The following is a 25,224-nucleotide window of genomic DNA, read 5'->3' on the forward strand; positions in this document are numbered from 1 at the left end:
GTCAGTGCGTGATCGCGAGCTTGTCGTACAGCCGGCGCATGAAGCGCGGGGCCCACCAGTTCCGCCGTCCGAGCAACGTCATGGTCGCGGGGACGAGCAGGAGACGCACGATCGTCGCGTCGATGAGCACCGCGACGGCGAGCGAGAAGCCGACCTCCTTGATCACCAGCAGCTTGCCGAACACGAACCCGGTGAACACGACGATGATGATCGCCGCGGCGGACGTGATGATGCGGCCCGAGCGCTGGAGACCCAGCCGGACGGCGTCGTCGTTCGAGTACCCCGCGTCGTGCAGCTCCTTGATCCGGGACAGCAGGAACACCTCGTAGTCCATCGCCAGCCCGAAGGCGAACGCGACGACGAGCGCCACGACGTACGTCTCGATCCCGCCCGTCGAGGTGAACTGCAGCAAGCCCGACAGGTTGCCGTCCTGGAAGACCCACACCAGCACGCCGAGCGACGCGGCGAGCGAGAGCAGGTTCGTCAGCAGGGCCTTGACCGGGATCACGACCGAGCCGGTCATCAGGAACAGCAGCACGAACGTGGCGAGCACCACGATTCCACCCGCCCACGGCAGCCGGTCCACGAGAGCGTCGGTGAAGTCGATCTGTCCGGCTGCCTGACCGGTGACCCACGTCGGGAACCCGGGGTCCAGCCCGCGGACCGCCAGCACCGTGTCGGCGGCGACGGGACCGCCGGGGTCGTCGGTGTCCGGGCGCACGCCGATCATCACGGCGGACCCGATCGGGATCGGCGTGTCGACCGAGGCCACGTCGTCGAGCCCCTCGAGCTCACCGACCCAGGCGCTGGCGTCGGCCAGCGTCGTCTCCGCGACGACGACGACCGCGGGAGAGGTCGAGGCGGGGTAGTTCTCGGCGAGCGCCTCGACGTAGTCGCGCTGGGCGCTCCCCGCGGGCAGCAGCTCGGTGGTCGAGTTGCGCAGCTGCAGGTGGGTGAGCGGCAGGGCGAGGACCCCGAGCAGTGCGACCACCCCGAGCAGGACCCACCAGGGGTGCCGCTGGACCCGGGCGGCCAGCCGCGAGAACGCTCCCTCCTCGGACTGCACATCCGCCGTGCGCGCGAGGACCGCCCGCAGGAAGGGCACGCGGCTGATCAGCCCGGGCCGGATGAGCCGACGGCCGAAGAGCACGAGCATCGCCGGGACCAGCGTGAGCGCGGTCGCGACGGCGACGAGGATCACGGCGACCCCGGCCGTGCCGAAGGCCCGCAGGATCTCGGGCCGGAACACGATGAGGCCCGAGATCGAGATCGCGACGGTCAGGGCCGAGAACGCGACGGTCCGGCCCGCCGTCGCCATGGTCGTGACCAGGGCCGTGGTGACCGCGCCGTCACCGCGCCGTCGACGCGTGCGCTGACCGTCGTCGTCGTTCACCAGGTGGTGCAGCTCCTCGCGGAACCGGGACACGATGAGCAGCCCGTAGTCGATCGACAGCCCCAGGCCCAGGATCGTCACGACGTTGACGACCGACGACTCGAGCTCGATGAGGTACGAGAAGCCCAGCAGCGACCCGAGCCCGCCGGCGATCGACGCGATCGCGCCCACCATCGGCATCGAGGCCGCGAGGAAGCCGCCGAAGACGAGCACCATCACGAGCAGCGCGATGGGCAGTGCGATCGCCTCGCCGGTCGTGAGGTCCTCCTCAACCTGGTCGGTGATCGCCTCGACGATGAGCGACGTGCCCCCGACGACGCCGGTCGCGTCGGGAGCCACGGTCGCGAGGTCGGCGGGCGCCTGGTCGAGCCGCTGCTCGACCGCGGTCAGCGCGTCCTCCTCGGCCCGCTCCGCGAGGCCCGGTTCCAGCTCGACGACGACGAGGAAGCCCTGTCCGTCCTGGGCGAGCAGGGGGGCGGCAGCAGGGTTCGCGGGCCCGTCGGGGAGCAGGAACGGGTCGATCACGGTCGCGACGCCCGGGATGTCGGCGAGGTCGCGGTGGAGCGGCGCGAGCGCCTCGGTGACACCGCCGGTCTCGGCCGGGACGCCGTCGACCGCGAGCGTCAGCTGTGCGCCCTGGACCGACGCCTCGCGCAGCAGCTGCGAGCCGCGTTCGCTCTCCGAGCCCGGGACGTTCGGCTCGCCCGACGTGAGGCGGTCGAAGAGGTTCTCGCCGTGGACGCCGAAGACGGCGAGGCCGAACCCGAGCACGGTAAGGACGATCCAGACGCCGACGGTGCGTAGCGGGTGGCGGGCGACGCGACGACCGAGGCTCTCGAACACGCGGGCCAGCATCGCAGGTCAGTCGAGCGCGCGGCCATCCGGCAGCGGGTGACTGTGGCCACGTGGGCGCCGTGTTCCGACGGCGTCGAGACCTGCAGCGAGGTGGACGTCCAGCGCGACGGCGTGGCTGAGGGCGAGGCCGACGCTGCCGTCGACGCTGGGCTCGCGTGACGGAGGGCCTGCGTACGCTCGGGCCATGGACCTGTTCGACGCGGCGACCTCGACCGCCTCGGGGCTGCCCGCCACGGGCCCCGGCGCGCCGCTCGCCGTCCGCATGCGGCCCGCCTCGCTCGACGAGGTCGCCGGGCAGGACCACCTGCTCGTCCCGGGCTCTCCGCTGCGGCGTCTGGTCGAGCCCGCCGACGAGGCGTCGCGCCGCGCGGCTCCGACCTCCGTCGTCCTGTGGGGACCCCCGGGCACGGGCAAGACGACGCTCGCCTACCTCATCGCCGCGACGTCGGGCCGGCGGTTCGTCGAGCTCTCGGCCGTGACGGCGGGGGTCAAGGACGTGCGCGCGGTCATCGACGACGCACGCCGGCGGCTCGCGACCGGCGCCGGGGAGACCGTCCTGTTCATCGACGAGGTGCACCGGTTCACCAAGGCCCAGCAGGACGCGCTCCTGCCGAGCGTGGAGAACCGCTGGGTCACCCTGGTGGCCGCGACGACCGAGAACCCGAGCTTCTCGGTGATCTCGCCGCTGCTCTCGCGCTCGCTGCTGCTGACCCTGCGGCCGCTCGGGACCGACGCCGTCCGCGACCTCGTGCGGCGCGCGGTCGCCGACGAGCGCGGGCTGGGGGGGACGGTCGTGCTCGACGACGCGGCCGAGGAGCACCTGCTGCGGCTCGCCGGCGGGGACGCGCGCAAGGCGCTGACGATCCTCGAGGCGGCCGCGGGGGCGGCCCTGTCCGAGGGCGAGTCGGCGTCGGCAGGAGCAGCGGGGTCGGACGGGGCGGGGTCGTCGGACGGGGCGGGGTTGTCGGACGGAGCGGGGTCGTCGGCGGGAGAGGCGCCGCGGGACGGAGCAGCGCCGCGGGACGGTCGCGCCGTCGTCGACCTCGAGACCATGGAACGCGCGATCGACGTCGCCGCAGTCCGGTACGACCGTGACGGGGACCAGCACTACGACGTGATCAGCGCCTTCATCAAGTCGATGCGCGGCTCGGACGTCGACGCGTCGCTGCACTACCTCGCGCGCATGATCGCCGCGGGGGAGGACCCGCGCTTCATCGCGCGCCGGATCGTCATCGCCGCCGCGGAGGACGTCGGGATGGCGGACCCGAGCGCACTGCAGACGGCGGTCGCGGCCGCCCAGGCCGTCGCGCTCATCGGCATGCCGGAGGCGAGCCTGATCCTGGCCGAGGCCGTGGTCCACCTCGCGACCGCACCGAAGTCGAACGCGGCCTACACGGGGATCCAGGCGGCGCTCGCCGACGTGCGCGCCGGGCGGATCGGCTCCGTGCCGGCGCACCTGCGCGACGCGCACTACGCGGGGGCGCAGAAGATCGGGCACGGCAAGGGCTACACCTACTCGCACGACGAACCGCACGCCGTCGCCGCGCAGCAGTACCTCCCGGACGAGCTGGTCGGCACGCGCTACTACACCCCGAGCGACCGCGGCTACGAGCGCTCGGTCGCCGAACGCCTGGACCGCATCCGCTCGATCCTCGACTCCCGCTGAACCGACCCGGGTTGTGACGGGGGTACGGGACCTTCGTGCTGTTTCGCGCGCCGATTCGTCCCTCAACCGCGTCGTCCGACCTCGGCCCGGAGCCGGGTCAGGGCGGCGACGACCTGCCGGACCACAGCGTCGGGTCGCCGGGTCAGATCGCTCCACGTGAACCGCAGCACGGTGTACCCGGCACCGACCAGCCGGTTCTGGCGATCGCGATCGGCCTGGAACTTCTCGCGTCCGTGGAACTCGAACCCGTCGACCTCGATCACGAGCCGCTCGGCGGGGAACAGCACGTCGGCGCGTCCGATGATCCCGGCCCCGTCGACGACCCTCTCGTTGGCGCACCAGCCGCTGAGGTGTGCGCCGCGCAGGAGCTCGTGCAGCCGGCGCTCGGCGGGCCCGAGCGCTCCGTTCCGGGTCTCCTCGACGACACGCCGACGTCGCGGGTTGCCGCGGCGTCCACGCTGCGCCTCGACGCTCGCCTCGAGGTCGGCGTGCGTGAGGTGCCCGCGGGTCAGGGACCAGGCCACGAGCCCGTCCGCGGCTGCCTCCGGGAGCCAGCCCAGGCAGTCGACGATCGTCCGGCGGTGGGTCGTGACCTGCGCCTGTCCGATGCGCACCACGTCGGCGCTCGCCAGGGGCACGCGGTGACCCTGGAGGTTGAGCCGCGGCCGACGATGGTCCGGGACGACGACGTGGAGCACCGGATCAGCCGGGACGGGGAGCCGGTGGGCGGTGGCGGCCGTGGTGAGACACGCGACGCCGTCGGGCCAGGTCAGCCATGCGGCGTGCACGCGTGCCCACGCGTCGAGCTCGGTGCCGTCGAGCGCCAACGCGCTGCCGGCGACGCGCCTCCAGATGCCCGTGTCGCGCCGTCGGCGGACCTGCGCCGCCGTCATGCCCTCCAGGATCGCCTGCCGGGCGGTGAAGACGCCGCCCTGCGCACGGGCCACCTGGGGCGACCAGTTCCGTGGCAGGCGTGAGGTCATGACCCCGAGGGTGGCGATCGTCGGACGGTCGAGTCCCTCCCCGCCCACGCCGTTGTGCACGCGGCGGACGCCAGCCTTCCCTGTGGGCGGCTCGAGCACCGGAGACCCGGCGACGGGTCGAGGGAGGAATGTGTCACTGGACGATCACAAGCGTCCCTCAACGCAGCCGGCGGTGGAGGGCCGCGACGCAGGACGCCGCCGCCGGGCGGGCGGCGGGACCGGTCGAGGGAGGAATGTGTCACTGGACGAGCAGAAGTGTCCCTCAACCGCGGCGGGTTGGGGGGAGCGGGCGAGGGGCGGGCAGGAAGGGGGAGCGGGCGTCGACGGCGGGCGGCGGTGCGGGGGGTCTGGTCGCTTGCGGTAAGGTGGACGGGTTGTCCGGGGGTCTGTGGGCCCGCGGACCGCCGCCTGGGGCCTTAGCCGCGCACGCGAACGCTGCGCATCGGTCGGCCCCACGCTCGCCGGAACCTCTCCGTCGCGGGTGTGACGTCCACAACGACAGGAAGTATCGCTCGTGAGCAGTGTGACCCGTGCGCGCCGTCAGGTGCGCCTCTCCCGCGCCCTGGGGCTGGCCCTCACCCCCAAGGCCGTCAAGCACTTCGAGAAGCGTCCGTACCCCCCGGGCGAGCACGGCCGGGCCCGTCGCCGCACCGAGTCGGACTACGCCGTCCGGCTGCGCGAGAAGCAGCGTCTGCGCGCCCAGTACGGCATCCGCGAGAAGCAGATGACGCGCGTGTTCGAGGACGCCCGCAAGGAGGCCGGCCTGACCGGTGAGTCGCTGGTCGAGCTGCTCGAGATGCGCCTCGACGCGCTCGTGCTGCGCGCCGGCTTCGCCCGGACGATCCTCCAGGCGCGCCAGGCGGTCGTGCACCGCCACATCCTGGTCGACGGCAAGATCGTCGACCGCCCGTCCTTCCGCGTGAAGCCGGGCCAGACGCTCCAGGTCAAGCCGAAGAGCCAGGCCACCGTGCCGTTCCAGGTCGCCGCCGCCGGCGCGCACCGCGACGTGCTCCCGGCCGTCCCGGGCTACCTCGAGGTGTCGCTCGAGAAGCTGAGCGCCGTCCTGACGCGTCGCCCCAAGCGTGTCGAGGTCCCGGTCACGTGCGAGGTCCAGCTGGTCGTCGAGTACTACGCCCGCTGACCCACCCCGCTCCACGGAACGCCCCGCTCGCACCGGTACCGGCCGCGAGCGGGGCGTTCTGGCATCCGGGTAGTGTTTCCCCGGCCTGCACGACGCCCGGGATTCCGGGCCGAGCAGCGACGCATCCGGCGTCGGCGGGCGGTCGCGGAGGAGCAGACATGTCGGTGGGAGACATCGCGGGACTGATCGCGGCGATCGCGTTCGTCCTGCTCGTCGGGGTGCTCGCGGTGCCCCTCGTGAAGCTGGGGCGCGTGCTCGACGAGGCCCGCACCTCGGTCAAGGAGCTCACGGACCACTCGGTGCCGATCCTGGACGAGGCGGCCGCGACCGTCGCCTCGACGAACGCACAGCTCGCGAACGTCGACACCGTCACGACCGCTGCCGCGCACATGAGCGAGAACCTGTCCGCGCTGACGTCGCTGTTCGCCGCGACGGTCGGCGGCCCGATGGTCAAGGTCGCCGCCTTCTCCTACGCCGTCCGACGCGCGTTCGGCGGGCTGACGGGTGACCGCGGGTCGTCGCGATGAAGCGCCTGTTCTGGGTCGGGGTCGGCGCCACCCTGGCCGTGGTGGCGATCCGCAAGGTCGGCATGCTGGTCGACCAGCACACCCCGCGCGGCGTCACGCAGGCTGTCGGCGTCGTCGGCGGCCTGGCCGGCGCGCTCCGTACCGCGAAGGTCGAGTTCGAGGCCGGACTGGCGGAGCGTGAGGCGACGCTGCGCCACGAGCTCCTGGGCGACGTCGATCTCGACGCCGCCCGGACACGTGTCGACGCGTGGCGGGCCGAGCGGGGTGCCGAGGCCGAGCGGGGTGCCGGCGCCGAGCGGGGTGCCGGCGCAAAGCGGGGTGCCGGCGCCGACGCGGGCGTGCCCGTGCCCCCGCCGGTCCCCGCCACCGGCCGCCGCCGCCCCGGGAAGCACGCGGGCGCAACCGACGCCCACGGCGTCCCGCAGGACCCGGACGACGGCGAGCTCGGCTACTCGTTCTAGCCCGCGCCTCGTTCTAGCCCGCGCAGCCGCGCCGACTGCGCCGCCCCGATCCACCGGCCCGCCGCCGCCCACGACCACTCCCGCGACGCGACCGCACCCCCCACGGGCGGCCCGCCGACCAGGAACACGCACCGCCCGACACACCGTGAGGTAGACATGCGCACCGCCGAGATCCGCCAGCGTTGGCTCGACTTCTTCTCCACCCGGGGACACGCCGTCGTGCCGTCGGCCTCGCTGATCTCCGAGGACCCGTCGCTGCTGTTCACCGTCGCCGGCATGGTGCCGTTCATCCCGTACATGACGGGTGAGCGCACGCCGCCGTGGCAGCGCGCGACCAGCGTCCAGAAGTGCGTGCGCACCCTCGACATCGAGGAGGTCGGCAAGACCACGCGGCACGGCACGTTCTTCCAGATGAACGGCAACTTCTCCTTCGGCGACTACTTCAAGGAGGGGGCGATCCGGTTCGCGTGGGAGCTCATCACCACGCCGCAGGACCAGGGCGGGTACGGCTTCGACCCCGACGTCATCTGGGTCACCGTCTACCACGACGACGACGAGGCGTTCGCGCTCTGGAAGCAGGTCGCCGGGCTGCCCGACGAGCGCATCCAGCGCCGCGGCAAGAAGGACAACTACTGGCACACGGGCCAGGCCGGCCCCGCGGGCCCGTGCTCGGAGATCTACGTCGACCGCGGACCCGCCTACGGCAAGGAGGGCGGCCCCGTCGCGGACGAGGACCGCTACCTCGAGATCTGGAACCTCGTCTTCATGCAGTACGCGATCGACGAGGTGCGCGGCAAGGAGGACTTCCGGGTCGTGCGCGAGCTCGACCAGAAGAACATCGACACGGGCATGGGCCTCGAGCGCGTCGCGCTGCTGCTGCAGGGCGTCGAGAACATGTACGAGATCGACGAGGTCTACCCGGTCATCGCCAAGGCGCAGGAGCTCTCGGGCCGTCGCTACGGAGCCGACCACGACGACGACGTCCGCATGCGCGTCGTGGCGGACCACGTGCGCTCGGCGCTCATGCTCGTCAACGACGGCGTCGTGCCGTCCAACGAGGGCCGCGGCTACGTGCTGCGCCGGCTGCTGCGCCGCACCGTCCGCTCGATGCGCCTGCTCGGCGTCGAGGACCGGACGTTCCCCGCGCTCTTCCCGGTGTCGCGCGACGCGATGAAGGGCTCGTACCCCGAGGTCGAGTCCGACTTCGGGCGGATCAGCCGCCTCGTGTACGCGGAGGAGGAGGCCTTCCGCCGCACGCTCGCCGCGGGCACCACGATCCTGGACACCGCGGTCGCGGGCGTTCGCGCCGCGACCCCCGAGGCCCCGACCCTCACGGGAGAGCAGGCCTTCACGCTGCACGACACCTACGGCTTCCCGATCGACCTCACCCTCGAGATGGCCGCGGAGCAGGGGGTCGCGGTCGACGAGAAGGCGTTCCGCGCGCTCATGCAGGAGCAGCGGCAGCGGGCGCGCGCCGACGCGCTCGCCAAGAAGACCGGCAGCGCGGGCACCGAGGCGTACCAGGCGCTCCAGCGCGACCTCGCCGCGCCCGTGGAGTTCCTCGGGTACACCGAGACGACGGCGCGCGTGCAGGTCCTCGGCCTCCTGGTCGATGGCGCGCCGGCCCCCGCGGCGAGCGCGCCGGCGGACGTCGAGGTGGTGCTCGACCGCACCCCCTTCTACGCCGAGGCCGGCGGCCAGCTGGCCGACCAGGGCACGATCCTGCTCGACTCGGGCGCGGTCATCGAGGTCGACGACGTGCAGGCGCCGATCAAGGGCATGTCGGTGCACCGCGGCCGGCTGACGGACGGCACCGTCGCCCTCCAGGACCGCGGCACCGCCGAGATCGAGACGGCTCGCCGCAAGGCCATCAGCCGCGCCCACTCCGCGACCCACATGGTGCACAAGGCGGTCCGCGAGGCGCTCGGCGACACCGCGACCCAGGCGGGCTCGGAGAACGCGCCGAACCGCATCCGGTTCGACTTCCGGCACGGCCAGGGGCTGCCGACCGGCGCCCTCGGCGAGATCGAGGAGCGGGTCAACACCCAGCTCGCGGAGGACCTCGAGGTGACGGAGCAGATCATGTCGATCGACGCCGCCCGGGCGTCGGGCGCGATGGCGCTGTTCGGCGAGAAGTACGGCGACCGCGTCCGCGTGGTGTCGATCGGCGGCGACTGGTCGCGCGAGCTCTGCGCCGGCACGCACGTCAAGCGGTCGGGCCAGCTCGGCCTGGTCACGCTGCTCGGAGAGGCGTCGATCGGCTCGGGCGTGCGCCGGGTCGACGCGCTCGTGGGGGAGGGCGCGTACGGCTTCCAGGCCAAGGAGCACGCGCTCGTGGGCCAGCTCACCGGCCTCCTCAACGTCCGCACCGACGAGCTCCCCGACCGGGTGGGCGCCCTCGTCGCGCGGCTGCGCGACGCCGAGAAGGAGCTCGCGAGCCTGCGCCAGGCCCGGCTCCTCGGCGCCGCGGCCGACCTCGCGGCGAAGGCGACGGCGTCGGGCGGCGGTGTGCGCGTCGTCGTGCACGACGCCGGGGACGTCGCCTCGGCGGACGACCTGCGCGCGCTCGCGCTCGACGTGCGCGGCCGGCTGGGCGAGTCGGAGCCGACCGTCGTCGCGATCGGGGGCGTGAGCAAGGAGCGGCCGCTCGTCGTCGTCGTGACGAACGCCGAGGCCCGCGCGCGGGGCCTTCGGGCCGGCGCGCTCGTGCGGACGGCGTCGGCGACCCTCGGCGGCGGCGGGGGCGGCAAGGACGAGATGGCGCAGGGTGGCGGCACCGACGCCTCGGCGCTGGGGGCTGCGCTGGCGGGCATCGCGGGCGAGGTCGGGGCGGCGGTCTGATCGCGGGCGCCACGATGAGCACGCAGTCCGGTCACACGCACACGTCGGTGGTGCGCGGGTCCCGCCTGGGCGTCGACCACGGCGCCGTCCGCGTGGGTCTCGCCGCGAGCGACCCCGACGGTCTGGTCGCGACACCGGTCGGGACGCTCGAGGCCGCGTCCTCGCTCGCGCGGATCGCCGCGGAGGTCGCGGAGCGGTCGGCGGCGGTCGTCTACGTCGGGTTGCCCCGACACCTCTCGGGCGCGGAAGGCGCGGCGGCGGAGGCGGCGCGGACGTACGCTGGGGCGCTGGCGACATCGATCGCGCCCGTCCCGGTTCGCCTCCTGGACGAGCGCATGAGTACGGTGTCCGCGCACCAGGCGTTGCACGCGGCGGGCCGCGCGGGGCGGCGCCACCGGCAGGTCGTCGACCAGGCGGCCGCGGTGGTGATCCTGCAGTCGGCCCTGGAGGCGGAACGTTCGACGGGTCTGCGGCCCGGTGAGCTGGTCGAGGCCGACCGGATCCCGGCGCCCGGTCCGGGCACGGCACACGACGGCGAGACGACGGAGCGGTGACAGTGCGAGACGAGCACGTGGGAGAGCGACCGGCGGGCATGCAGTGGCCGGCGGTCCAGAGCGGAGGGTCGACCGTCGTGAGCGAGCTGTTCCCCGACCAGACCACGCGTGCGGGGGACCACGCCGAGCCGCAACGGACCCGTCGGCGGTCCGAGACCAAGGCCAAGAAGCGCAAGCAGCGCCGCCGCCGCACCATCGCGGCGGTGATCATCAGCCTCCTCCTGCTCGGGGGGGCGGGCTACGTCGTCGTCGGCTTCGTGAGCGACCTGCCGTTCTTCGGAGGAGACTCGTCCGCGCAGACCGTGACCGACTTCCCCGGGCCGGGGCACGGCAGCGTCCAGGTGGTGGTCAACCCGGGTGACCCGGGCGCCGCGATCGGCGCGACGCTCGTCGAGGCGGGCGTGGTGGCGTCGCAGAAGGCGTTCACCGCGGCCCACACGGCCAACCCGAACGCCGCCTCGATCCAGCCCGGCACGTACGAGCTCATGCTCGAGATGCGCGCCTCCGACGCCGTGGCGGCGCTCCTCGACTCGACCCGCCGCGTGTCCTACAAGGTGACCGTGCCGGAGGGACTGACGGCGAACCAGATCCTGGAGCGGGTGTCGTCCGTGACCACCATCCCGGTGGCGGACCTGCAGGCGGCCGCCGTGGACCCCACGGCCGGGCTGCCGGCCGAGGCCGGCGGGAACATGGAGGGCTGGCTGTTCCCGGCGACCTACCAGTTCGAGCCCGGCTCGACGGCGCAGACGATCGTCGCGCAGATGATCGCGAAGACCGTCGAGGTGCTGGACAACGCCGGGGTGCCGGCCGACGCGCGGCAGACGGTGCTCGTCAAGGCCTCGCTGGTCGAGCGCGAGGGTCGCCTCCCCGAGGACCGCGCCAAGATCGCCCAGGCGATCGAGAACCGCCTCGACCGGGAGATGAAGCTGGACATCGACGCGGCCCTCGCGTACGGGCTCGGCAAGCCGGGCACCGGCCTGACGAACGCCGACAAGGAGACCGACAGCCCGTACAACCTGTACCGCGTGCTCGGCCTGCCGCCGACGCCGATCGCCTCACCCGGCGAGAGCTCCATCCAGGCCGTCATGAACCCGACGCCCGGCGACTGGCTGTTCTGGGTCACGGTGAACCTCGACACGGGCGAGACGCTCTTCGCGAACACGCTCGCCGAGCACAACGTCAACGTGCAGCAGCTGCGCAAGTGGCAGGCCGAGAACCCCGGGTGAGCCGCGCCGTCGACCAGCGGAGCGCGTCGGGCCAGGTGCAGGACGCCGTCCGGCGCGCCGCGGTGCTGGGGCACCCGGTGGCCCACTCGCTCTCGCCGACCCTGCACCGCGCCGCCTACGAGGCGCTCGGCCTGACGGGGTGGGAGTACGACGCCGTCGACGTCACGTCGGGCCACCTGGCCGGCTTCGTGCGAGACCTCGACCCGTCGTGGGTCGGGCTGAGCCTGACGATGCCGCTGAAGAAGACCGTCCTGCCGATGCTCGACCACGTCGAGCCGCTCGCGGACGTCGTGGGGGCCGTCAACACGGTGCTGGTGCAGGCGGGCGGCGGCCGTCCCGTGCTGGTCGGGGCGAACACGGACGTGTACGGGATCGTCGCCGCGCTGCAGGAGATGCTGCCCGGCGGGACCGCTGCCGGCTCGGCCGCTGACGTGACCCGCACGGGCGCGATCATCGGCGCGGGCGCGACGGCGTCGTCCACCCTCGCGGCTCTCGCGCAGCTCGGGTGCACGGCGCCGGTGGTGTACGTGCGCTCGCTCGGCCGGATCGGGTCGCTCATGCGGGCCGCGCACCGGATGGGCGTCGAGCCGCGGTACGCGCTCCTGGACCGCGCCGCCGAGGAGATCGTCTCGGCGGACCTTGTGGTGTCCACCGTCCCGGCGCACGCGGCCGACGGGCTCGCGGCGGAGCTCGCGGACGCGGCAGCAGCGGGCGGCGTGCGCGGTGTCCTTCTGGACGTGGTCTACGAGTCCCGCCCGACGGCGCTCTCGCGCGCGTGGGCGGCCGCCGGGGGCGCGGTGGTCGGGGGTGAGCGGATGCTGCTGCACCAGGCGGTCGAGCAGGTGCGGCTCATGACGGGCCGGATCGCTCCGGTCGAGGCGATGGAGCGGGCGCTGGGGGAGCGGCTCGGGGTCTGACCGGGCATCGCGGGTGAACGGGCGCGACGGCGCCCACAAGCCCTCATCGCGGGCGGTGCGGCTGCCGATACACAAGGGAGCCCGACCGACGACTGCCCTGGAGGACGCGCGTGAAGCAGCTCGGAGAGATCCTCCTCGACGAAGGCCTCGTGACCGAGCGCGAGCTCATGGCCGCCATCGAGGAGCAGAGCACGCGCGGCGGCTCGCTCGGCCGGACCCTCGTCGAGATCGGCTTCCTGTCCGAGTCGCAGCTCGTCCAGGCCCTGGCGAGCCAGGTCGGCCTCGACTTCATCGACCTCGACGAGTTCAGCGTCGACCGCCTGGCGGTCGGCCAGGTGCCCAGCAGCCTGTGCCGGCGGCACGTCGTGCTGCCGATCGCGATCGAGGGCGGCGTGCTGGTGCTCGCCACGGCGAACCCGGGCAACGTCGTCGCGGTCGACGACGTGCGGACCATGTCCGGGATGCAGGTGCGCACCGTCGTCGCGACGCACGACAACCTCGTGCGGGCGATCGACCGGTACTGCCGCGCCGACGGCGAGATGGAGAACCTCTCCTCGGCGTTCGAGGAGGAGGTCAACGAGGTCGAGACCGACCTCTCGCGCATGGGCGACGTCGTGGACGACGACGCCCCGATCGTGCGGTTCGTGAACCTGCTGGTCACCCAGGCGATCACCGACCGCGCGTCGGACATCCACATCGAGCCCGCCGAGAAGGACCTGCGAGTCCGGTACCGCATCGACGGCGTGCTGCACGAGACGCAGCGCGCACCCAAGCAGATCCAGAGCGGCGTCATCTCGCGCGTCAAGATCATGAGCGACATCGACATCGCCGAGCGGCGCAAGCCGCAGGACGGCCGCATGTCGGTGACCCACAACGGGCGCAAGATCGACCTCCGCGTCGCGACCCTGCCGACGGTGTGGGGCGAGAAGATCGTGATGCGCATCCTGGACAACTCGACCGCGAGCCTCGACCTGCGCGACCTGTCCTTCCTCGACGACAACTACGAGGTCTACAAGGAGGCGTACACCAAGCCGTACGGCATGATCCTCGTCACCGGGCCGACCGGGTCCGGGAAGTCGACGACCCTGTACGCGACGCTCAACGCGGTGTCCCGGCCCGAGATCAACGTGATCACCGTGGAAGATCCTGTCGAGTACCGGCTTGCCGGGATCAACCAGGTCCAGGTGAACCCGAAGGCCGGCCTGACGTTCGCGGGCGCGCTGCGGTCGATCCTGCGATCGGACCCCGACGTCGTGCTGCTGGGGGAGATCCGCGACCACGAGACCGCGCAGATCGCGATCGAGGCGGCGCTCACCGGTCACCTCGTGCTCTCGACGCTGCACACCAACGACGCGCCGTCGGCGATCACCCGGCTGACCGAGATGGGCATCGAGCCGTTCCTCGTGGGGTCGGCGCTCGACGCGGTGGTGGCCCAGCGGCTCGCGCGCAAGCTGTGCGACAAGTGCAAGGAGCCGTACGAGCCGACCGAGGTCGAGATGGTCGGCGCGCGGTTCCCGTGGGTGCCGGGGGAGGAACTGCCGATCCTCCACCGGCCGGTCGGCTGCGTGACGTGCTCCAAGACGGGGTACCGCGGGCGGATCGCGCTGCACGAGGTGATGCGCGTGACCGAGGACATCGAGCGCCACGCCGTCGCGCACTCGTCGAGCGCGGACATCGCGCAGACCGCCAAGGAGCAGGGCATGGTCCCGCTCCGCGAGGACGGCTGGCGCAAGGTCGCGCTCGGGCTGACGTCGATCGAGGAGATCCTGCGCGTCGTCGCGTGACGCGATCGACGCAGATCGCCCGACCTGCTCAAGAACGACCCGATCAGGGCCGATAGGCCATCCGAGGGTGCACCGGGATGTCGGTGCTCCCGTGCCCGCGGCCACGCCGTGGGCCGAGCGATCACATGGAGGCGGATCCGTGAGCGAGTCCTACCACCCGGGCGGCCAGCCCACGCGACCGTTGCCGCCGCACCGTGCGGCGGGGCCCCAGGCCGGTGCGTTCCCGCTGCCGACGGCCCAGGCGTCCTACGCACCCGTCCCGTCGCAGCCCGCGCCCTGGACGTCGACGCAGGGTGCCGCAGCATCGCAGCACGCAGCACCTCAGCACGCAGCGTCGCAGTATGCGGCGCCGCCGCCGCAGTACCGCGCGCCGGCCTCGGCACCCGCCGGTCCGGCACCCGCAGCTCCGGCTTCTGCTCCCGTCGCCCGCGACCGTGGCGCCCGGATGGGGATGCACAACCCGGAGCAGGCGAACGACGTCGACCTCGACGCCGCGCTCCGGGCGATGTTCGAAGCGGGGGCCTCCGACCTGCACTTCACGGTCGGCGCGCCCCCGATGATCCGCCTCGACGGCGGCCTACGTCCCCTCGACGGCTTCGACGTCCTCAAGCCCGACTCCCTGCAGCGGAGCATCTACGCGATCCTCACGCAGAAGCAGCGCGAGAAGTTCGAGGCGAATCTCGAGCTCGACTTCGCCTACGCGGTGCGCGGGGCCGCCCGGTTCCGCGTGAACCTCTACCAGCAGCGCGAGTCGATCGGCGCCGCCTTCCGTCTGATCCCTTATGAGATCAAGCCGCTCGAGGCGCTCGGGGTGCCGAACGTGGTGGGCAACTTCGCCGGCCTGCCGCGCGGGCTCGTGCTGGTCACCGGCCCGACCGGCTCGGGCAAGTCCACCACCCTCGCCTCGGTGATCGACCTGGCGAACCGGACCCGGCGCGACCACATCATGACGGTCGAGGACCCGATCGAGTTCCTCCACCGCCACAAGAGCTCGCTGATCAACCAGCGCGAGGTCGGCGCCGACACGCTCTCGTTCGCGAGCGCCCTCAAGCACGTGCTCCGCCAGGACCCCGACATCATCCTGGTCGGCGAGCTCCGCGACCTCGAGACCATCTCGGTCGCGCTCACCGCGGCGGAGACCGGTCACCTCGTGTTCGCGACGCTCCACACCCAGGACGCCGCGCAGACGATCGACCGCGTCATCGACGTGTTCCCCGCCGACCAGCACGCGCAGGTGCGCACCCAGCTCGCCGGGGCGATCCAGGGCATCGTCTGCCAGACGCTGTGCAAGACGTCCAACAACCAGGGCCGCGTGGTCGCCACCGAGGTGCTCGTCGCCACGCCGGCCATCCGCAACCTCATCCGCGAGGGCAAGACGCACCAGATCTACTCGGCCATGCAGGCGGGGGTCGACCACGGCATGCACACCCTCGACCAGCACCTGGCCGACCTGGTGCGGCAGGGGAGGATCACCTACGAGACCGGCCTCGAGAAGGCCCATCACGTCGAGGACTACAACAAGCTCGTCGGGCGCACCGCGCGCATGAGCCAGGGCGCCTCGGCGCTCAACACCACGGGCGGCCTCCAGAACCAGGGCGCCCCCGCGGGCTACGGGACGGGGATCCGCTGATGGCCATCACGCGCACGTACGAGTACTCGATCCGCGACCGCAACGGCAAGGTCGTCAAGGGCCGGATCGACGCGACCAACGAGGCTGCCGTCGCCAACCGCCTGCGCACGATGGGGATGGCGCCGCTCGCGATCGCCGAGGTGCAGAACACCGGTCTTCAGCGCGACATCTCGATCCCGGGGTTCGGCGAGAAGATCACGCTCAAGGACCTCGCGGTCATGTCGCGGCAGATGGCCACGATGATCTCGGCCGGCCTCTCGCTGCTTCGGACTCTCTCGATCCTCGCGGACCAGACCGAGAACAAGGAGCTGGCGAAGGTCCTCGCCCAGACGCGTGGCGACATCGAGGCCGGCTCGTCGCTGTCCGAGTCCCTCGGCCGGCACAAGACCGTCTTCCCGCCGCTGATGATCAACATGATCAAGGCGGGCGAGGTCGGCGGGTTCCTCGAGCAGTCGCTGCTGTCGATCGCGTCGAACTACGAGGCCGAGGTCAAGCTCAAGGCGCAGATCAAGTCGGCGATGACCTATCCCGTCATGGTGTTCTTCATGGCGGTGCTCGCCGTGATCGGGATGCTGCTGTTCATCGTCCCGGTGTTCGAGCAGATGTTCAAAGACCTCGGGGGCGCGCTGCCGTGGCCGACGCAGATGCTCGTCGTGCTCTCGGGGTGGATGAAGTTCATCGCACCTGCCCTCGTCATCGCGCTCGTGGTGTTCTCGATCTGGTGGCGTCGGCACAAGAACGATCCAGGTGTCCGGTCGAAGTACGACCCCATGATGCTGAAGCTGCCGATCTTCGGGAAGCTTTTCCAGAAGGTTGCGATCGCTCGCTTCACGCGAAACTTCGGCACCATGCTCGGCGCCGGCGTACCCATCCTCCAGGCCCTCGACATCGTCGGGGAGACGAGCGGCAACTGGGTCATCGAGAAGGCCGTCAAGGACGTCCAGGAGAGCGTGCGCACGGGGCAGTCGCTCTCGGCGCCGCTCGCGCAGCATCCGGTGTTTCCCCCGATGGTCGTGCAGATGATCGCCACCGGGGAGGACGCCGGAGCGATGGAGACGATGCTCGAGAAGATCTCCCAGTTCTACGACGAGGAGGTCGCCGCGACGACGGAGCAGCTCACGTCGCTGATCGAGCCGCTGATGATCGCGATCATCGGCGTGATCATCGGCGGCATGATCGTCGCCCTCTACATGCCGATCTTCTCGATCTTCGAGCTCGTGGGCTGAGCGCCACAGGCGTGCTCGCGCGAACGGGTGAACGTGCGCGAACCCAACGTGTGACGTCGCTCAAGTCGAGACGCGGGACGCCGATGAAGACGGCGTACCACCAATCGCCGGGAGACCGGCACTTCCTCAAGACATCGAGAAGAAGAGGGCATCAACATGATGGCTCGCATCCAGAAGACCATCGAGAAGCGCGCGCGGGGTGAGAAGGGCTTCACCCTGATCGAGCTCCTCGTCGTGATCATCATCATCGGCATCCTCGCCGCGATCGCCATCCCGGCGTTCCTCAACCAGCGCGAGAAGGGCTGGCGCGCGCAGGCGGAGTCGTCACTGAAGAACGCATCCATCGCCGCCGAGTCGCACGCCGTCGACGCGAACGGTTCGTACGCGGCGCTCGACACGGCGGCGCTGACCGCGAACGGTTACAACGAGACGACCGGCGTTGCGCTCACGGTTGCCGCCAAGTCCGCGACGGCGTACACGCTGAAGGCGACCCACGCCAGCCTGCCTTCGGACGAGGACACCTTCACGTACGAGAGCGCGACCGGCAAGATCACCGGGCCGACGGCCAGCTGAGTTCTTCAGCCTGAACGGTTGTGGGGTGCCGCGAACGCGGCGCCCCACAACCGCGTATCACTCCCACCAGCCGTCGAACGCTCGGAGACGAGAGGACCACGATGACCCACCTCCGGCGTCGGCTGGCTAACGCGCAGGCCGAGGACGGCATGTCCCTCATCGAGGTGATGATGGCGATGCTGATCTTCGCGGTCATCTCGACCGGCGTCATCTACACGATGATGTCGGTCCTGTCCGTGGGGCGGGACTCGCGCGCCCGCCAGGTCGCCTCGAACCTCGCCTCGGGCGAGATCGACCTGGCGCGCGACATCGACGACCTGTTCGACCTGGTCCCGGTCGACCGCGCGCCGGTCACGCTCAACGGCGACGTGTTCCGCGTCAAGGTGAGCCCGCAGTGGGTCAGCGATCCCGGTCTCGACTTCTCGTGCGGTGGATCGGCCGGCGGCTCAGGCGGAGCCCTGCGCTACAAGCGCGTCAACGTGACCGTGACCTGGGACAACATGCGCCCGGGTACCGAGCCGGTGCGGATGGACACCGTGATCGGCCCGAAGGAGCGGATCAACGACCCCGCCCTCGGCACGATCCTCGTGTCGGTGCTCAACGCCGCCGGCACCGGGAACCAGGGCGTCACCGTCACGACGACGCCCAGCACGGGCACGGCCGTCGCGCCGACCGACAGCCAGGGATGCACCTACGTGCTCAAGGTCCCGCCCGGCAGCTACGACGTGAAGGTTTCCAAGGCGGACAACGTCGACGCCGGTCAGAGCGCCACGCCGGCGAGTGCGATCACCGTGCAGGCCGGCGCCTCGACCTCCGTCGGCTTCCAGCTGGACCGTGCGGCCCGCTACACGGCGCGGCTCGCGACGAACTACGTCCCCGCTGCGGGCGAGAGCGTGCGGCTGCCCACCGACCTGAAGACCACCTTCTGGAACACCTATGACATCTACGGCAGGACGCCGGACACCGGCAGTGGGACGGCGAGCCAGGTCTTCAGGCTCCACCCCTACACGTCCGGCTACCAGGCGTACGCCGGCGAGTGCGACTCCGGGGACCCGGGGCAGTGGCCGGCGGAGAAGGTCTCCGGGCAGCAGTGGGAGGGCGTCCGCGACCCTGCGAAGGCGGCGGACCCGGGCAGCGCCGTCGACATCGACGTGCCGATGGGCATCGTCCGCGTCAAGGGCGGTGGCTCCGGGAGCTACCTCAAGGCGGTCTCCGAGGCACCCTTCGCCGGACTTCCGGGGTGTGCCGCGACGGTGACCTACACCTACGGGTCCGTGCTCTCCGGCGCTCCGACGACGATCGCCCTGCCGTACGGCACATGGAAGCTCTACCGCGGCTCGTCGACCAGCAGCATGACCAGCCTGGTCGGTCCGGGGGAGCTCGAGCTCCCGCCGGCCGGGGTCCCGTCCCGCTCGGAGATCGACCCCGGCGGGGTCGTCCGGCTCGACCCGCGTGTGGTGATCCCGTGAGCCGGCTCCTCTCGGCCATCATGGCGCGCAGTGTCAACGCCACACGCGAGGCCGCCCAGCGCGAGCGAGGCCTCTCGCTCCCCGAGCTGCTCGTCACGATGTTCCTGCTCGGACTGATCTCCACGATGGTGCTGACGCTGGTCGTCACGGTGAACCGCACCTTCACGCGCGACCGCGCGGCGACGGACAGCTCGACCACCGCGGCCATCGGCATGAACGAGCTGACCCGGGTGATCCGTTCGGGGACCGAGCTGCGAGTCCAGGGCCAGCCGCTCAACGACCCCGTCTTCGTCGCCGCGGGCAACGAGTCGGTGATGCTCTACGCGTTCATCGACACCGACGAGGCCGTCGAGCCGGAGCCGATCAAGGTGAGGTTCTCGATCAACGGCAACCGCGAGCTCGTCGAGACACGCTGGGCGGCGACCCCCGTGAGCTCCGGTGGCAAGCGGTACTGGGTGTTCCCGGCGTCGACGACGCCGACGAGTCGGGTCGTCACCCGGCAGATACCGCCGCGGGCCGGGAGCGAGCCCTACCTCTTCACGTTCCTCAAGGAGGACGGCACGGCGTGGGTGCCGCCGGCCTCGCCGAGCAAGGACCAGCTGCGCGAGATCGTCGCGGTCACCCTCACCCTGAAGGTGCAGGCGGACGTCACCGCCCGCGCCGAGCCCGTCACGCTCGCGAACTCCGTCGGCATCCCCAACCTGGGCATCTCTCGAGTAGGACCGTGATCACGATGCGCACTGTGCTTCAGACCCCGATCGAGGACCGCGAGCGCGGCATCGCGATGATCATGGTGATCGGGGTGGGCGCCGTCCTGGCGGGCCTCGTCGTCGCGGCCATCTCCTACTCGCTCGGTGGGCTGCGCAAGGCGCGCTCGGACCAGGACTGGAACGCCGCGATCGCGGCCGCCTACGCCGGCGTCGAGGAGTACCAGAGCCGCCTCGCGAACGACACCGGGTACTTCCTCAGCGGGAACCCGTCGTCCACCTTCAGCAACCCGACCGCAGCCACCCCCGCACCGGTGAAACTGCCCACCGGTGCGGCCACCAATTCTGCCTTCGGGGTGGGGGCGACCGGGACCTGGGCGGAGGTCCCCGGGAGCTCGGGCGCCGCGCAGTACCGGTACGAGATCGACAACTCCCGGTTCAACATCGACGGCACGCTGCGGCTGCGCAGCACCGGTCGGTCGGGGGACGAGACGCGGACGATCGTCGCCGACCTCAAGCAGCAGGGGTTCATCGACTTCCTCTACTTCACGGACTACGAGGTGATGGATCCCACCGCCCTCAACCCGACGAGCACGGCGAACTGCGCCATCCGGTACCCGGGCTCGCGGCCCGGCTGCAGCACCATCTACTTCGGTGGTGCCGACGTCATCAAGGGGCCGCTCCACACGAACGACACCATCCAGACGAACGGTGCCGCCAAGTTCCAGGGCAAGACGACGACCGGGTGGCAGAACCCGTCCGGCGGTGCGAACTACCTGAAGAGCGGGACGACGCCGACCTTCAGCGTCCCCGGCGATCCCTCGGTCATGCCGATCATCGGCATGCCGCCGACCAACTCCCAGATCAAGAAGGAGACCCGCACCGACCTCGCCGACGTGCCGAACCCGGGCTGCCTGTACACCGGGCCGACCTCGATCACGTTCACGAGCGACGGGAAGATGCAGGTCATCTCGCCCTGGACGAAGGCGACCCGGATCGGGAACGCGGCCGACAGCACGGGCACCTCGCCGGCCGCCTGCGGGACGCCGGGGAGCGCGGGGCTCGCCAAGACGACCGTCACCGGCGGCAGCACGAAGTACGTCGGCCAGGAGGTGACCGTCTTCCCGAACATGGTCATATACGTGCAAAACGTCCCCAACGCGAGCGGGAACGTCAACGGCACTCCCAGCTCGGACACCCCTCCCTTCTCGTCGACGGTCAAATGCGAGAGCAACGGCAACTCACTCGGGTACCCGGTCTCCAAGGAGGACCTGCCGTTCACCAACGCCTACGGGTGCAAGAACGGCGACGCGTTCGTCGAGGGCACCGTCAAGGGCAACGTGACGGTAGCGGCGGAGAACTACATCTACGTGACCGACGACCTCGAGTACGAGGACGACACCGAGGACATGCTGGGTCTGATCGGCAACAACGCGGTGTGGGTGTGGAACCCGATGGACGGCAACAAGCCGCTGAACGGTTCCAAGAACCGGAAGATCGACGCCGCGATCCTCTCGGTGGCCCACACCTTCATGGTGCAGAACTACAACAAGGGCAACGACGACCGCGGCACCCTCAGCGTGTACGGCGCGATCGCGCAGAAGTTCCGCGGGCCGGTGGGAACCGGGTCGGGCGCATCGATGTCCACCGGGTACGGCAAGGACTACGTCTACGACGAGCGGTTCCGCTACACCGCGCCGCCGAAGTTCCTGTCACCGGTGACGACGACCTACGGCGTGAACGTGTGGGTCGAGGTCAGTCCCGTCATGAACCCCGACGGCAGCTACCGGTGAAGCAGGGCTCTGCGGCGTGACGGTTCTCCTCCTCGTCCTCGTCGCCGTGCTCGGGCTCGCCGTCGGGTCGTTCCTCAACGTGGTCGTGTGGCGGCTCCCGCGCGGGGAGTCGCTCGCGTCGCCCCCGAGCGCGTGCCCCCGCTGCGGGCACGCGATCCGGCCGCGGGACAACGTGCCTGTGCTGTCGTGGTTGCTGCTGGGCGGCCGGTGCCGGGACTGCCGCACCCCCATCTCGGTCCGCTACCCGCTGGTCGAGGCGGCCACGGCGGTGCTGTTCGTCCTCGCCGGGTTGCGCTTCGGGCTCGAGCCACCCGGTCTGTGGGCGGTCCCTGCGTTCCTGTACCTCGCCGCCGTGTCGGTGGCGCTCGCGCTCATCGACATCGACACGCACACCCTCCCCAACCGCATCGTGCTGCCCTCCTACGTCGTCGGCGGCGTCCTGCTCGCCGTGGCGAGTGCGGGCACCGGGGACTGGGCGGCTCTCCTTCGTGGTGGGCTCGGCCTGGTGGTCCTGTGGGTCGCGTACTTCGCGATGGTCATGGCCTACCCCCGCGGCATGGGCTTCGGTGACGTCAAGCTCGCGGGCGTGCTCGGCCTGTACCTCGGCTGGGTCGGCTGGGGCGCGCTCGCGGTCGGTGCCTTCGCCGCGTTCGCCCTCGGCGGCGTCTTCGCGCTGGGGCTGTTGCTGACCCGCCGCGCAGGGCGCAAGTCAGGCATCCCGTTCGGCCCGTGGATGCTGCTGGGCGCGGGGGTCGGGGTCGCATGGGGCGAGCGGCTGTGGGCTCTCTACCTCGGTGCGGTCCTCTGAAGCCGGACGCCTCGAGTGCTCAAGACACGCACCCGCCGCACCGATAGGTGCAGTGAGTCGACAGCGAGCGAGAGGGACGGTCACGTGGCCAAGACGCGAGTCATCGGGCTCGACATCGGGACGACGCAGGTGCGCGCCGCCGAGCTCGAGTTCGCCGGCGGTGGTCCATCCCGGACCAGCCAGCCGACCGTGGTGAAGTTCGGAGAGGTTCCGCTCCCGCTCGGCGCTGTCCGTGACGGCGAGGTGACGGAGCTGCAGACGGTCGCGACCGCGATCAAGCAGCTCTGGGCCCGCGTGAAGTTCAGTCACAAGGACGTCGTGATCGGCATCGGCAACCAGCGTGTCGTGGTCCGTGACCTCGACCTGCCCTGGATGCCGCTGGCGCAGCTGCGCTCGTCGCTGCCCTTCCAGGCCCAGGAGATGCTCCCGGTCGCCGTCGAGGACGCCGTCCTCGACTACGTCCCGACGGGCAGCTACGTGGGGGAGCACGGGAACATGGTGCGCGGGCTGCTCGTCGCGGCCACGAAGGACACCGTGCAGGCCAACGTCGCCGCCGTGGAGGCCGCGGGTCTCAAGCCGGTCATGGTCGACCTCGGCGCGTTCGCGCTCGCCCGGGTCATGGCGCGCGGCGACCTGCTCGGGCGCACCCTGGCGCTGGTGGACATCGGCGCCCGTGTCACGACCGTGGTCGTGGTCGCGAACGGGGTCCCGAGCTTCGTCCGCATGCTGCCCTCGGGCGGCCAGGACGTCTCCGACGCCGTCGGGTCGGCGATGGGCGCCTCGGCCGCTGACGCCGAGCTCATCAAGCGTCAGCTCGGGATCGGGTTCTCCGCGGCCCCTGAGCTCGCTCCCGCCGCGGAGGCGATCCGCACGATCACCACGTCGCTCGTCGAGGCGATCCGCAACACGTTCGTCTACTACACGAGCAACAACCCGGGTGCGCCCACCGAGATGGTCCTGCTCACCGGCGGCGGCTCGCAGCTGCCCGGTCTCGGCCAGTACCTCTCGAGCGCCAGCCGGCTCCCCGTGACCCTCGGGCAGCCACTCTCCACGTTGCGCCTGGGGTCGGGCGCCGGGAGCCCGGAGCACCTCAACGAAGCGCAGCACGCGCTCGCCATGCCGTTGGGCCTCGCGTTTGGAGCTGCAGCATGACCTTCACTCTCGAGCGTGGCGCGCGAACCGCCACCCCCAAGAACATGTCTCTGGGGCAGGGTCTGCCCCAGGTCAACCTCCTCCCGCCCGAGGTCCGCGCGGCCCGTGCCCTCTCCGGCACCAAGCGACGCCTCGCACTGGTCCTCGTGGTGGTGTTCCTCCTCGTCGCCGTGGCCTACGCCGGTGCGCTCATGCAGGCCGGCGCGGCGAAGGGTGAGCTCACGAAGGCGCAGGAGCAGACCGCGGAGCTCACCGCGCAGCAGGCCCAGTACGCCGAGGTGCCCGTCGTCCTCGGACGCCTGGACGAGCTGGAGTCGGCGCGCGAGCTCGGGTTCTCGACCGAGATCCCCTGGTCGCCGTACGTCAAGGCCGTGCTGGCCACCATGCCCGAGGGCGTGCTGCTCTCCAACATCAACGTGACCAGCGCGACCCCGATGCTCGCTCCGGCCGCGCCGCTCGACCCGTTGCAGGCCCCCAGCGTGAGCCGGGTCGACTTCATGGCGCGCAGCACGACCCTGGTCGCCTCGGGCGCGTGGATCGACGCCCTCAACTCCATCCCGGGCTTCGCGGACGCCTGGGTCTCCTCGGTCGCGGTGGCCGAGGACGAGACCTATGGCCCGCACTACGAGGTCACCGCCAGCGTGCAGGTCGACGAGTCGGCGTACACGAACCGCTTCGTGATCGAGGAGGGCCGCTGACATGGGACCCAAGAAGTCGACCTGGGTGCTCGGGACCGCGTTCCTCGGAGCCGTCCTCGTGGCGGGCGGCTGGTTCCTCGGCATCTCACCGGTGCTGGCGAGCACCCAGGAGACGCGCGCCGAGACGGATTCGGTCGAGACCCGCAACGACATGCTGCGCGTCCAGCTGGCGACGCTGAAGAAGCAGTACGAGAACCTGGACGAGTACAAGGCCGAGCTGGCCACACTGGCCGTCCAGATCCCGTCGAAGGCTGATCTCGCCGAGTACACGCGCGAGTTCACGGCGCTGGCCGAGGCCACGGGCACCGCGCTCGTCGAGGTGACGCCGGGCACCCCGCTCGACGTCGTGCCCACCGTGCCGCAGGCGCCGGCTGCGCCGACGGCGGACGAGGGGTCGGACGCCGCGACGGACGAAGGCGCTGCCGAGGAGACGTCGACGACCGACGAGCCGGCGCCGGCGCCGGCGGGCGTGCCCGCGGTGTTCGAGCCGATCCCGGGCTTCGTCGCCGTGCCGATCGACCTCACGGCTCTGGGCCCGGTTGCGAACGTCATGGCCTTCCTCGAGGGCCTGCAGTCCGGGTCCCAGCGGCTCTTCCTCGTCACGACGCTCGAAGGCGGTGGGACGGACGAGGAGGAGGCCAGCGGCGGACGCCCCGCGACGGCCCGCGGCGAGCTGGAGCTCACGATCACCGGCTACATCTACGTGCTCAAGGACAGCTCGGCTGCCGTCGAGGAGCCCGCCGAGGGCACGCCGACTCCCGCGCTGCCGGAGCCTGACCCGGCCAAGCTGCCGATGTCCAACTCCTGACGCTCCACCGAC

The 25,224-nt window shown here is 71.4% G+C and carries 21 protein-coding genes; 19 read left to right on the forward strand and 2 right to left on the reverse strand.

Going from position 1 to position 25,224, the window contains the following annotated elements; all coding sequences use genetic code 11:
* Position 1: 1 nt before the first annotated feature.
* Positions 2–2,248, reverse strand: a complete 2,247-nt coding sequence (locus HIR71_RS07945) for an MMPL family transporter (protein ID WP_169324518.1) — start codon at positions 2,246–2,248, stop codon at positions 2–4.
* A 184-nt stretch (positions 2,249–2,432) separates the two neighbouring features.
* On the opposite strand from HIR71_RS07945, the gene HIR71_RS07950 reads away from it, so the two are divergent.
* Entirely contained in the window at positions 2,433–3,914 is a 1,482-nt protein-coding gene (locus tag HIR71_RS07950) for a replication-associated recombination protein A (RefSeq protein ID WP_169324519.1), read from the forward strand.
* 62 nt (positions 3,915–3,976) lie between these two features.
* Here HIR71_RS07950 and HIR71_RS07955 read toward each other — a convergent pair whose 3' ends face one another.
* Complete coding sequence (locus HIR71_RS07955) at positions 3,977–4,897, reverse strand: type IV toxin-antitoxin system AbiEi family antitoxin domain-containing protein (protein WP_169324520.1); 921 nt, start codon at positions 4,895–4,897, stop codon at positions 3,977–3,979.
* Positions 4,898–5,411: 514 nt separating this feature from the next.
* On the opposite strand from HIR71_RS07955, the gene rpsD reads away from it, so the two are divergent.
* From rpsD to HIR71_RS08045, 18 genes are all read left to right on the forward strand, one after another.
* The gene (rpsD, locus tag HIR71_RS07960) at positions 5,412–6,038 is read left to right on the forward strand and encodes a 30S ribosomal protein S4 (protein ID WP_169324521.1); all 627 of its coding nucleotides are present in this window, start codon (positions 5,412–5,414) and stop codon (positions 6,036–6,038) included.
* A 158-nt stretch (positions 6,039–6,196) separates the two neighbouring features.
* The gene (locus tag HIR71_RS07965; RefSeq protein ID WP_169324522.1) at positions 6,197–6,565 is read left to right on the forward strand and encodes a DUF948 domain-containing protein; all 369 of its coding nucleotides are present in this window, start codon (positions 6,197–6,199) and stop codon (positions 6,563–6,565) included.
* Complete coding sequence (locus HIR71_RS07970) at positions 6,562–7,026, forward strand: hypothetical protein (RefSeq protein ID WP_169324523.1); 465 nt, start codon at positions 6,562–6,564, stop codon at positions 7,024–7,026. Before HIR71_RS07965 ends, HIR71_RS07970 begins: the two co-directional genes overlap by 4 nt.
* Before the next feature lie 156 nt (positions 7,027–7,182).
* Complete coding sequence (gene alaS, locus HIR71_RS07975) at positions 7,183–9,867, forward strand: alanine--tRNA ligase (RefSeq protein ID WP_169324524.1); 2,685 nt, start codon at positions 7,183–7,185, stop codon at positions 9,865–9,867.
* A 14-nt stretch (positions 9,868–9,881) separates the two neighbouring features.
* Complete coding sequence (gene ruvX, locus HIR71_RS07980) at positions 9,882–10,421, forward strand: Holliday junction resolvase RuvX (RefSeq protein WP_169324525.1); 540 nt, start codon at positions 9,882–9,884, stop codon at positions 10,419–10,421.
* Positions 10,418–11,647: an endolytic transglycosylase MltG gene (gene mltG / locus HIR71_RS07985; RefSeq protein WP_311836176.1), complete on the forward strand. Its 1,230-nt coding sequence runs from the start codon at positions 10,418–10,420 to the stop codon at positions 11,645–11,647. Before ruvX ends, mltG begins: the two co-directional genes overlap by 4 nt.
* The gene (locus HIR71_RS07990; RefSeq protein ID WP_311836177.1) at positions 11,644–12,564 is read left to right on the forward strand and encodes a shikimate dehydrogenase; all 921 of its coding nucleotides are present in this window, start codon (positions 11,644–11,646) and stop codon (positions 12,562–12,564) included. The genes mltG and HIR71_RS07990 overlap by 4 nt, the downstream gene beginning before the upstream one ends.
* 110 nt (positions 12,565–12,674) lie before the next feature.
* A complete protein-coding gene (locus HIR71_RS07995; RefSeq protein WP_169324526.1) occupies positions 12,675–14,348 on the forward strand; it encodes a GspE/PulE family protein in 1,674 nt (557 codons plus the stop codon).
* A 139-nt stretch (positions 14,349–14,487) separates the two neighbouring features.
* A complete protein-coding gene (locus HIR71_RS08000; protein WP_169324527.1) occupies positions 14,488–15,978 on the forward strand; it encodes a type IV pilus twitching motility protein PilT in 1,491 nt (496 codons plus the stop codon).
* Positions 15,978–17,204, forward strand: a complete 1,227-nt coding sequence (locus HIR71_RS08005) for a type II secretion system F family protein (protein WP_169324528.1) — start codon at positions 15,978–15,980, stop codon at positions 17,202–17,204. Before HIR71_RS08000 ends, HIR71_RS08005 begins: the two co-directional genes overlap by 1 nt.
* Positions 17,205–17,360: 156 nt before the next feature.
* A complete protein-coding gene (locus tag HIR71_RS17440; protein ID WP_169324529.1) occupies positions 17,361–17,777 on the forward strand; it encodes a prepilin-type N-terminal cleavage/methylation domain-containing protein in 417 nt (138 codons plus the stop codon).
* Positions 17,778–17,878: 101 nt separating this feature from the next.
* On the forward strand, positions 17,879–19,246 hold the full coding sequence (locus HIR71_RS08015) for a type IV pilus modification PilV family protein (protein ID WP_169324530.1): 1,368 nt from the start codon (positions 17,879–17,881) through the stop codon (positions 19,244–19,246).
* A complete protein-coding gene (locus HIR71_RS08020) occupies positions 19,243–19,974 on the forward strand; it encodes a PilW family protein (RefSeq protein ID WP_169324531.1) in 732 nt (243 codons plus the stop codon). Before HIR71_RS08015 ends, HIR71_RS08020 begins: the two co-directional genes overlap by 4 nt.
* Positions 19,975–19,979: 5 nt before the next feature.
* A complete protein-coding gene (locus HIR71_RS08025; RefSeq protein WP_169324532.1) occupies positions 19,980–21,746 on the forward strand; it encodes a hypothetical protein in 1,767 nt (588 codons plus the stop codon).
* A gap of 16 nt (positions 21,747–21,762) precedes the next feature.
* Positions 21,763–22,554, forward strand: coding sequence for a prepilin peptidase (locus HIR71_RS08030; protein WP_169324533.1), 792 nt, complete (start codon positions 21,763–21,765; stop codon positions 22,552–22,554).
* A gap of 84 nt (positions 22,555–22,638) precedes the next feature.
* Positions 22,639–23,706, forward strand: coding sequence for a type IV pilus assembly protein PilM (pilM, locus tag HIR71_RS08035; protein ID WP_169324534.1), 1,068 nt, complete (start codon positions 22,639–22,641; stop codon positions 23,704–23,706).
* Complete coding sequence (locus HIR71_RS08040) at positions 23,703–24,404, forward strand: fimbrial assembly protein (protein ID WP_169324535.1); 702 nt, start codon at positions 23,703–23,705, stop codon at positions 24,402–24,404. The genes pilM and HIR71_RS08040 overlap by 4 nt, the downstream gene beginning before the upstream one ends.
* Before the next feature lies 1 nt (position 24,405).
* Positions 24,406–25,212: a hypothetical protein gene (locus HIR71_RS08045; RefSeq protein WP_169324536.1), complete on the forward strand. Its 807-nt coding sequence runs from the start codon at positions 24,406–24,408 to the stop codon at positions 25,210–25,212.
* Positions 25,213–25,224: the final 12 nt, after the last annotated feature.

The organism is Cellulomonas fimi (genome assembly GCF_012952065.1).
Classification (GTDB): Bacteria; Actinomycetota; Actinomycetes; order Actinomycetales; family Cellulomonadaceae; genus Pengzhenrongella; species Pengzhenrongella fimi_A.

What these genes read in the sequence shown, in the direction of transcription:
- HIR71_RS17440 (WP_169324529.1), top strand. Translation starts at nt 17,361, where the DNA reads ATGATGGCTCGCATCCAGAAGACCATCGAGAAGCGCGCGCGGGGTGAG.
- HIR71_RS08040 (WP_169324535.1), top strand. Translation starts at nt 23,703, where the DNA reads ATGACCTTCACTCTCGAGCGTGGCGCGCGAACCGCCACCCCCAAGAAC.
- HIR71_RS07950 (WP_169324519.1), top strand. Translation starts at nt 2,433, where the DNA reads ATGGACCTGTTCGACGCGGCGACCTCGACCGCCTCGGGGCTGCCCGCC.
- HIR71_RS08005 (WP_169324528.1), top strand. Translation starts at nt 15,978, where the DNA reads ATGGCCATCACGCGCACGTACGAGTACTCGATCCGCGACCGCAACGGC.
- HIR71_RS07965 (WP_169324522.1), top strand. Translation starts at nt 6,197, where the DNA reads ATGTCGGTGGGAGACATCGCGGGACTGATCGCGGCGATCGCGTTCGTC.
- HIR71_RS07945 (WP_169324518.1), bottom strand. Translation starts at nt 2,248, where the DNA reads ATGCTGGCCCGCGTGTTCGAGAGCCTCGGTCGTCGCGTCGCCCGCCAC.
- alaS (WP_169324524.1), top strand. Translation starts at nt 7,183, where the DNA reads ATGCGCACCGCCGAGATCCGCCAGCGTTGGCTCGACTTCTTCTCCACC.
- HIR71_RS07955 (WP_169324520.1), bottom strand. Translation starts at nt 4,897, where the DNA reads ATGACCTCACGCCTGCCACGGAACTGGTCGCCCCAGGTGGCCCGTGCG.
- HIR71_RS07970 (WP_169324523.1), top strand. Translation starts at nt 6,562, where the DNA reads ATGAAGCGCCTGTTCTGGGTCGGGGTCGGCGCCACCCTGGCCGTGGTG.
- ruvX (WP_169324525.1), top strand. Translation starts at nt 9,882, where the DNA reads ATGAGCACGCAGTCCGGTCACACGCACACGTCGGTGGTGCGCGGGTCC.
- HIR71_RS08045 (WP_169324536.1), top strand. Translation starts at nt 24,406, where the DNA reads ATGGGACCCAAGAAGTCGACCTGGGTGCTCGGGACCGCGTTCCTCGGA.
- HIR71_RS08025 (WP_169324532.1), top strand. Translation starts at nt 19,980, where the DNA reads ATGCGCACTGTGCTTCAGACCCCGATCGAGGACCGCGAGCGCGGCATC.
- HIR71_RS08015 (WP_169324530.1), top strand. Translation starts at nt 17,879, where the DNA reads ATGACCCACCTCCGGCGTCGGCTGGCTAACGCGCAGGCCGAGGACGGC.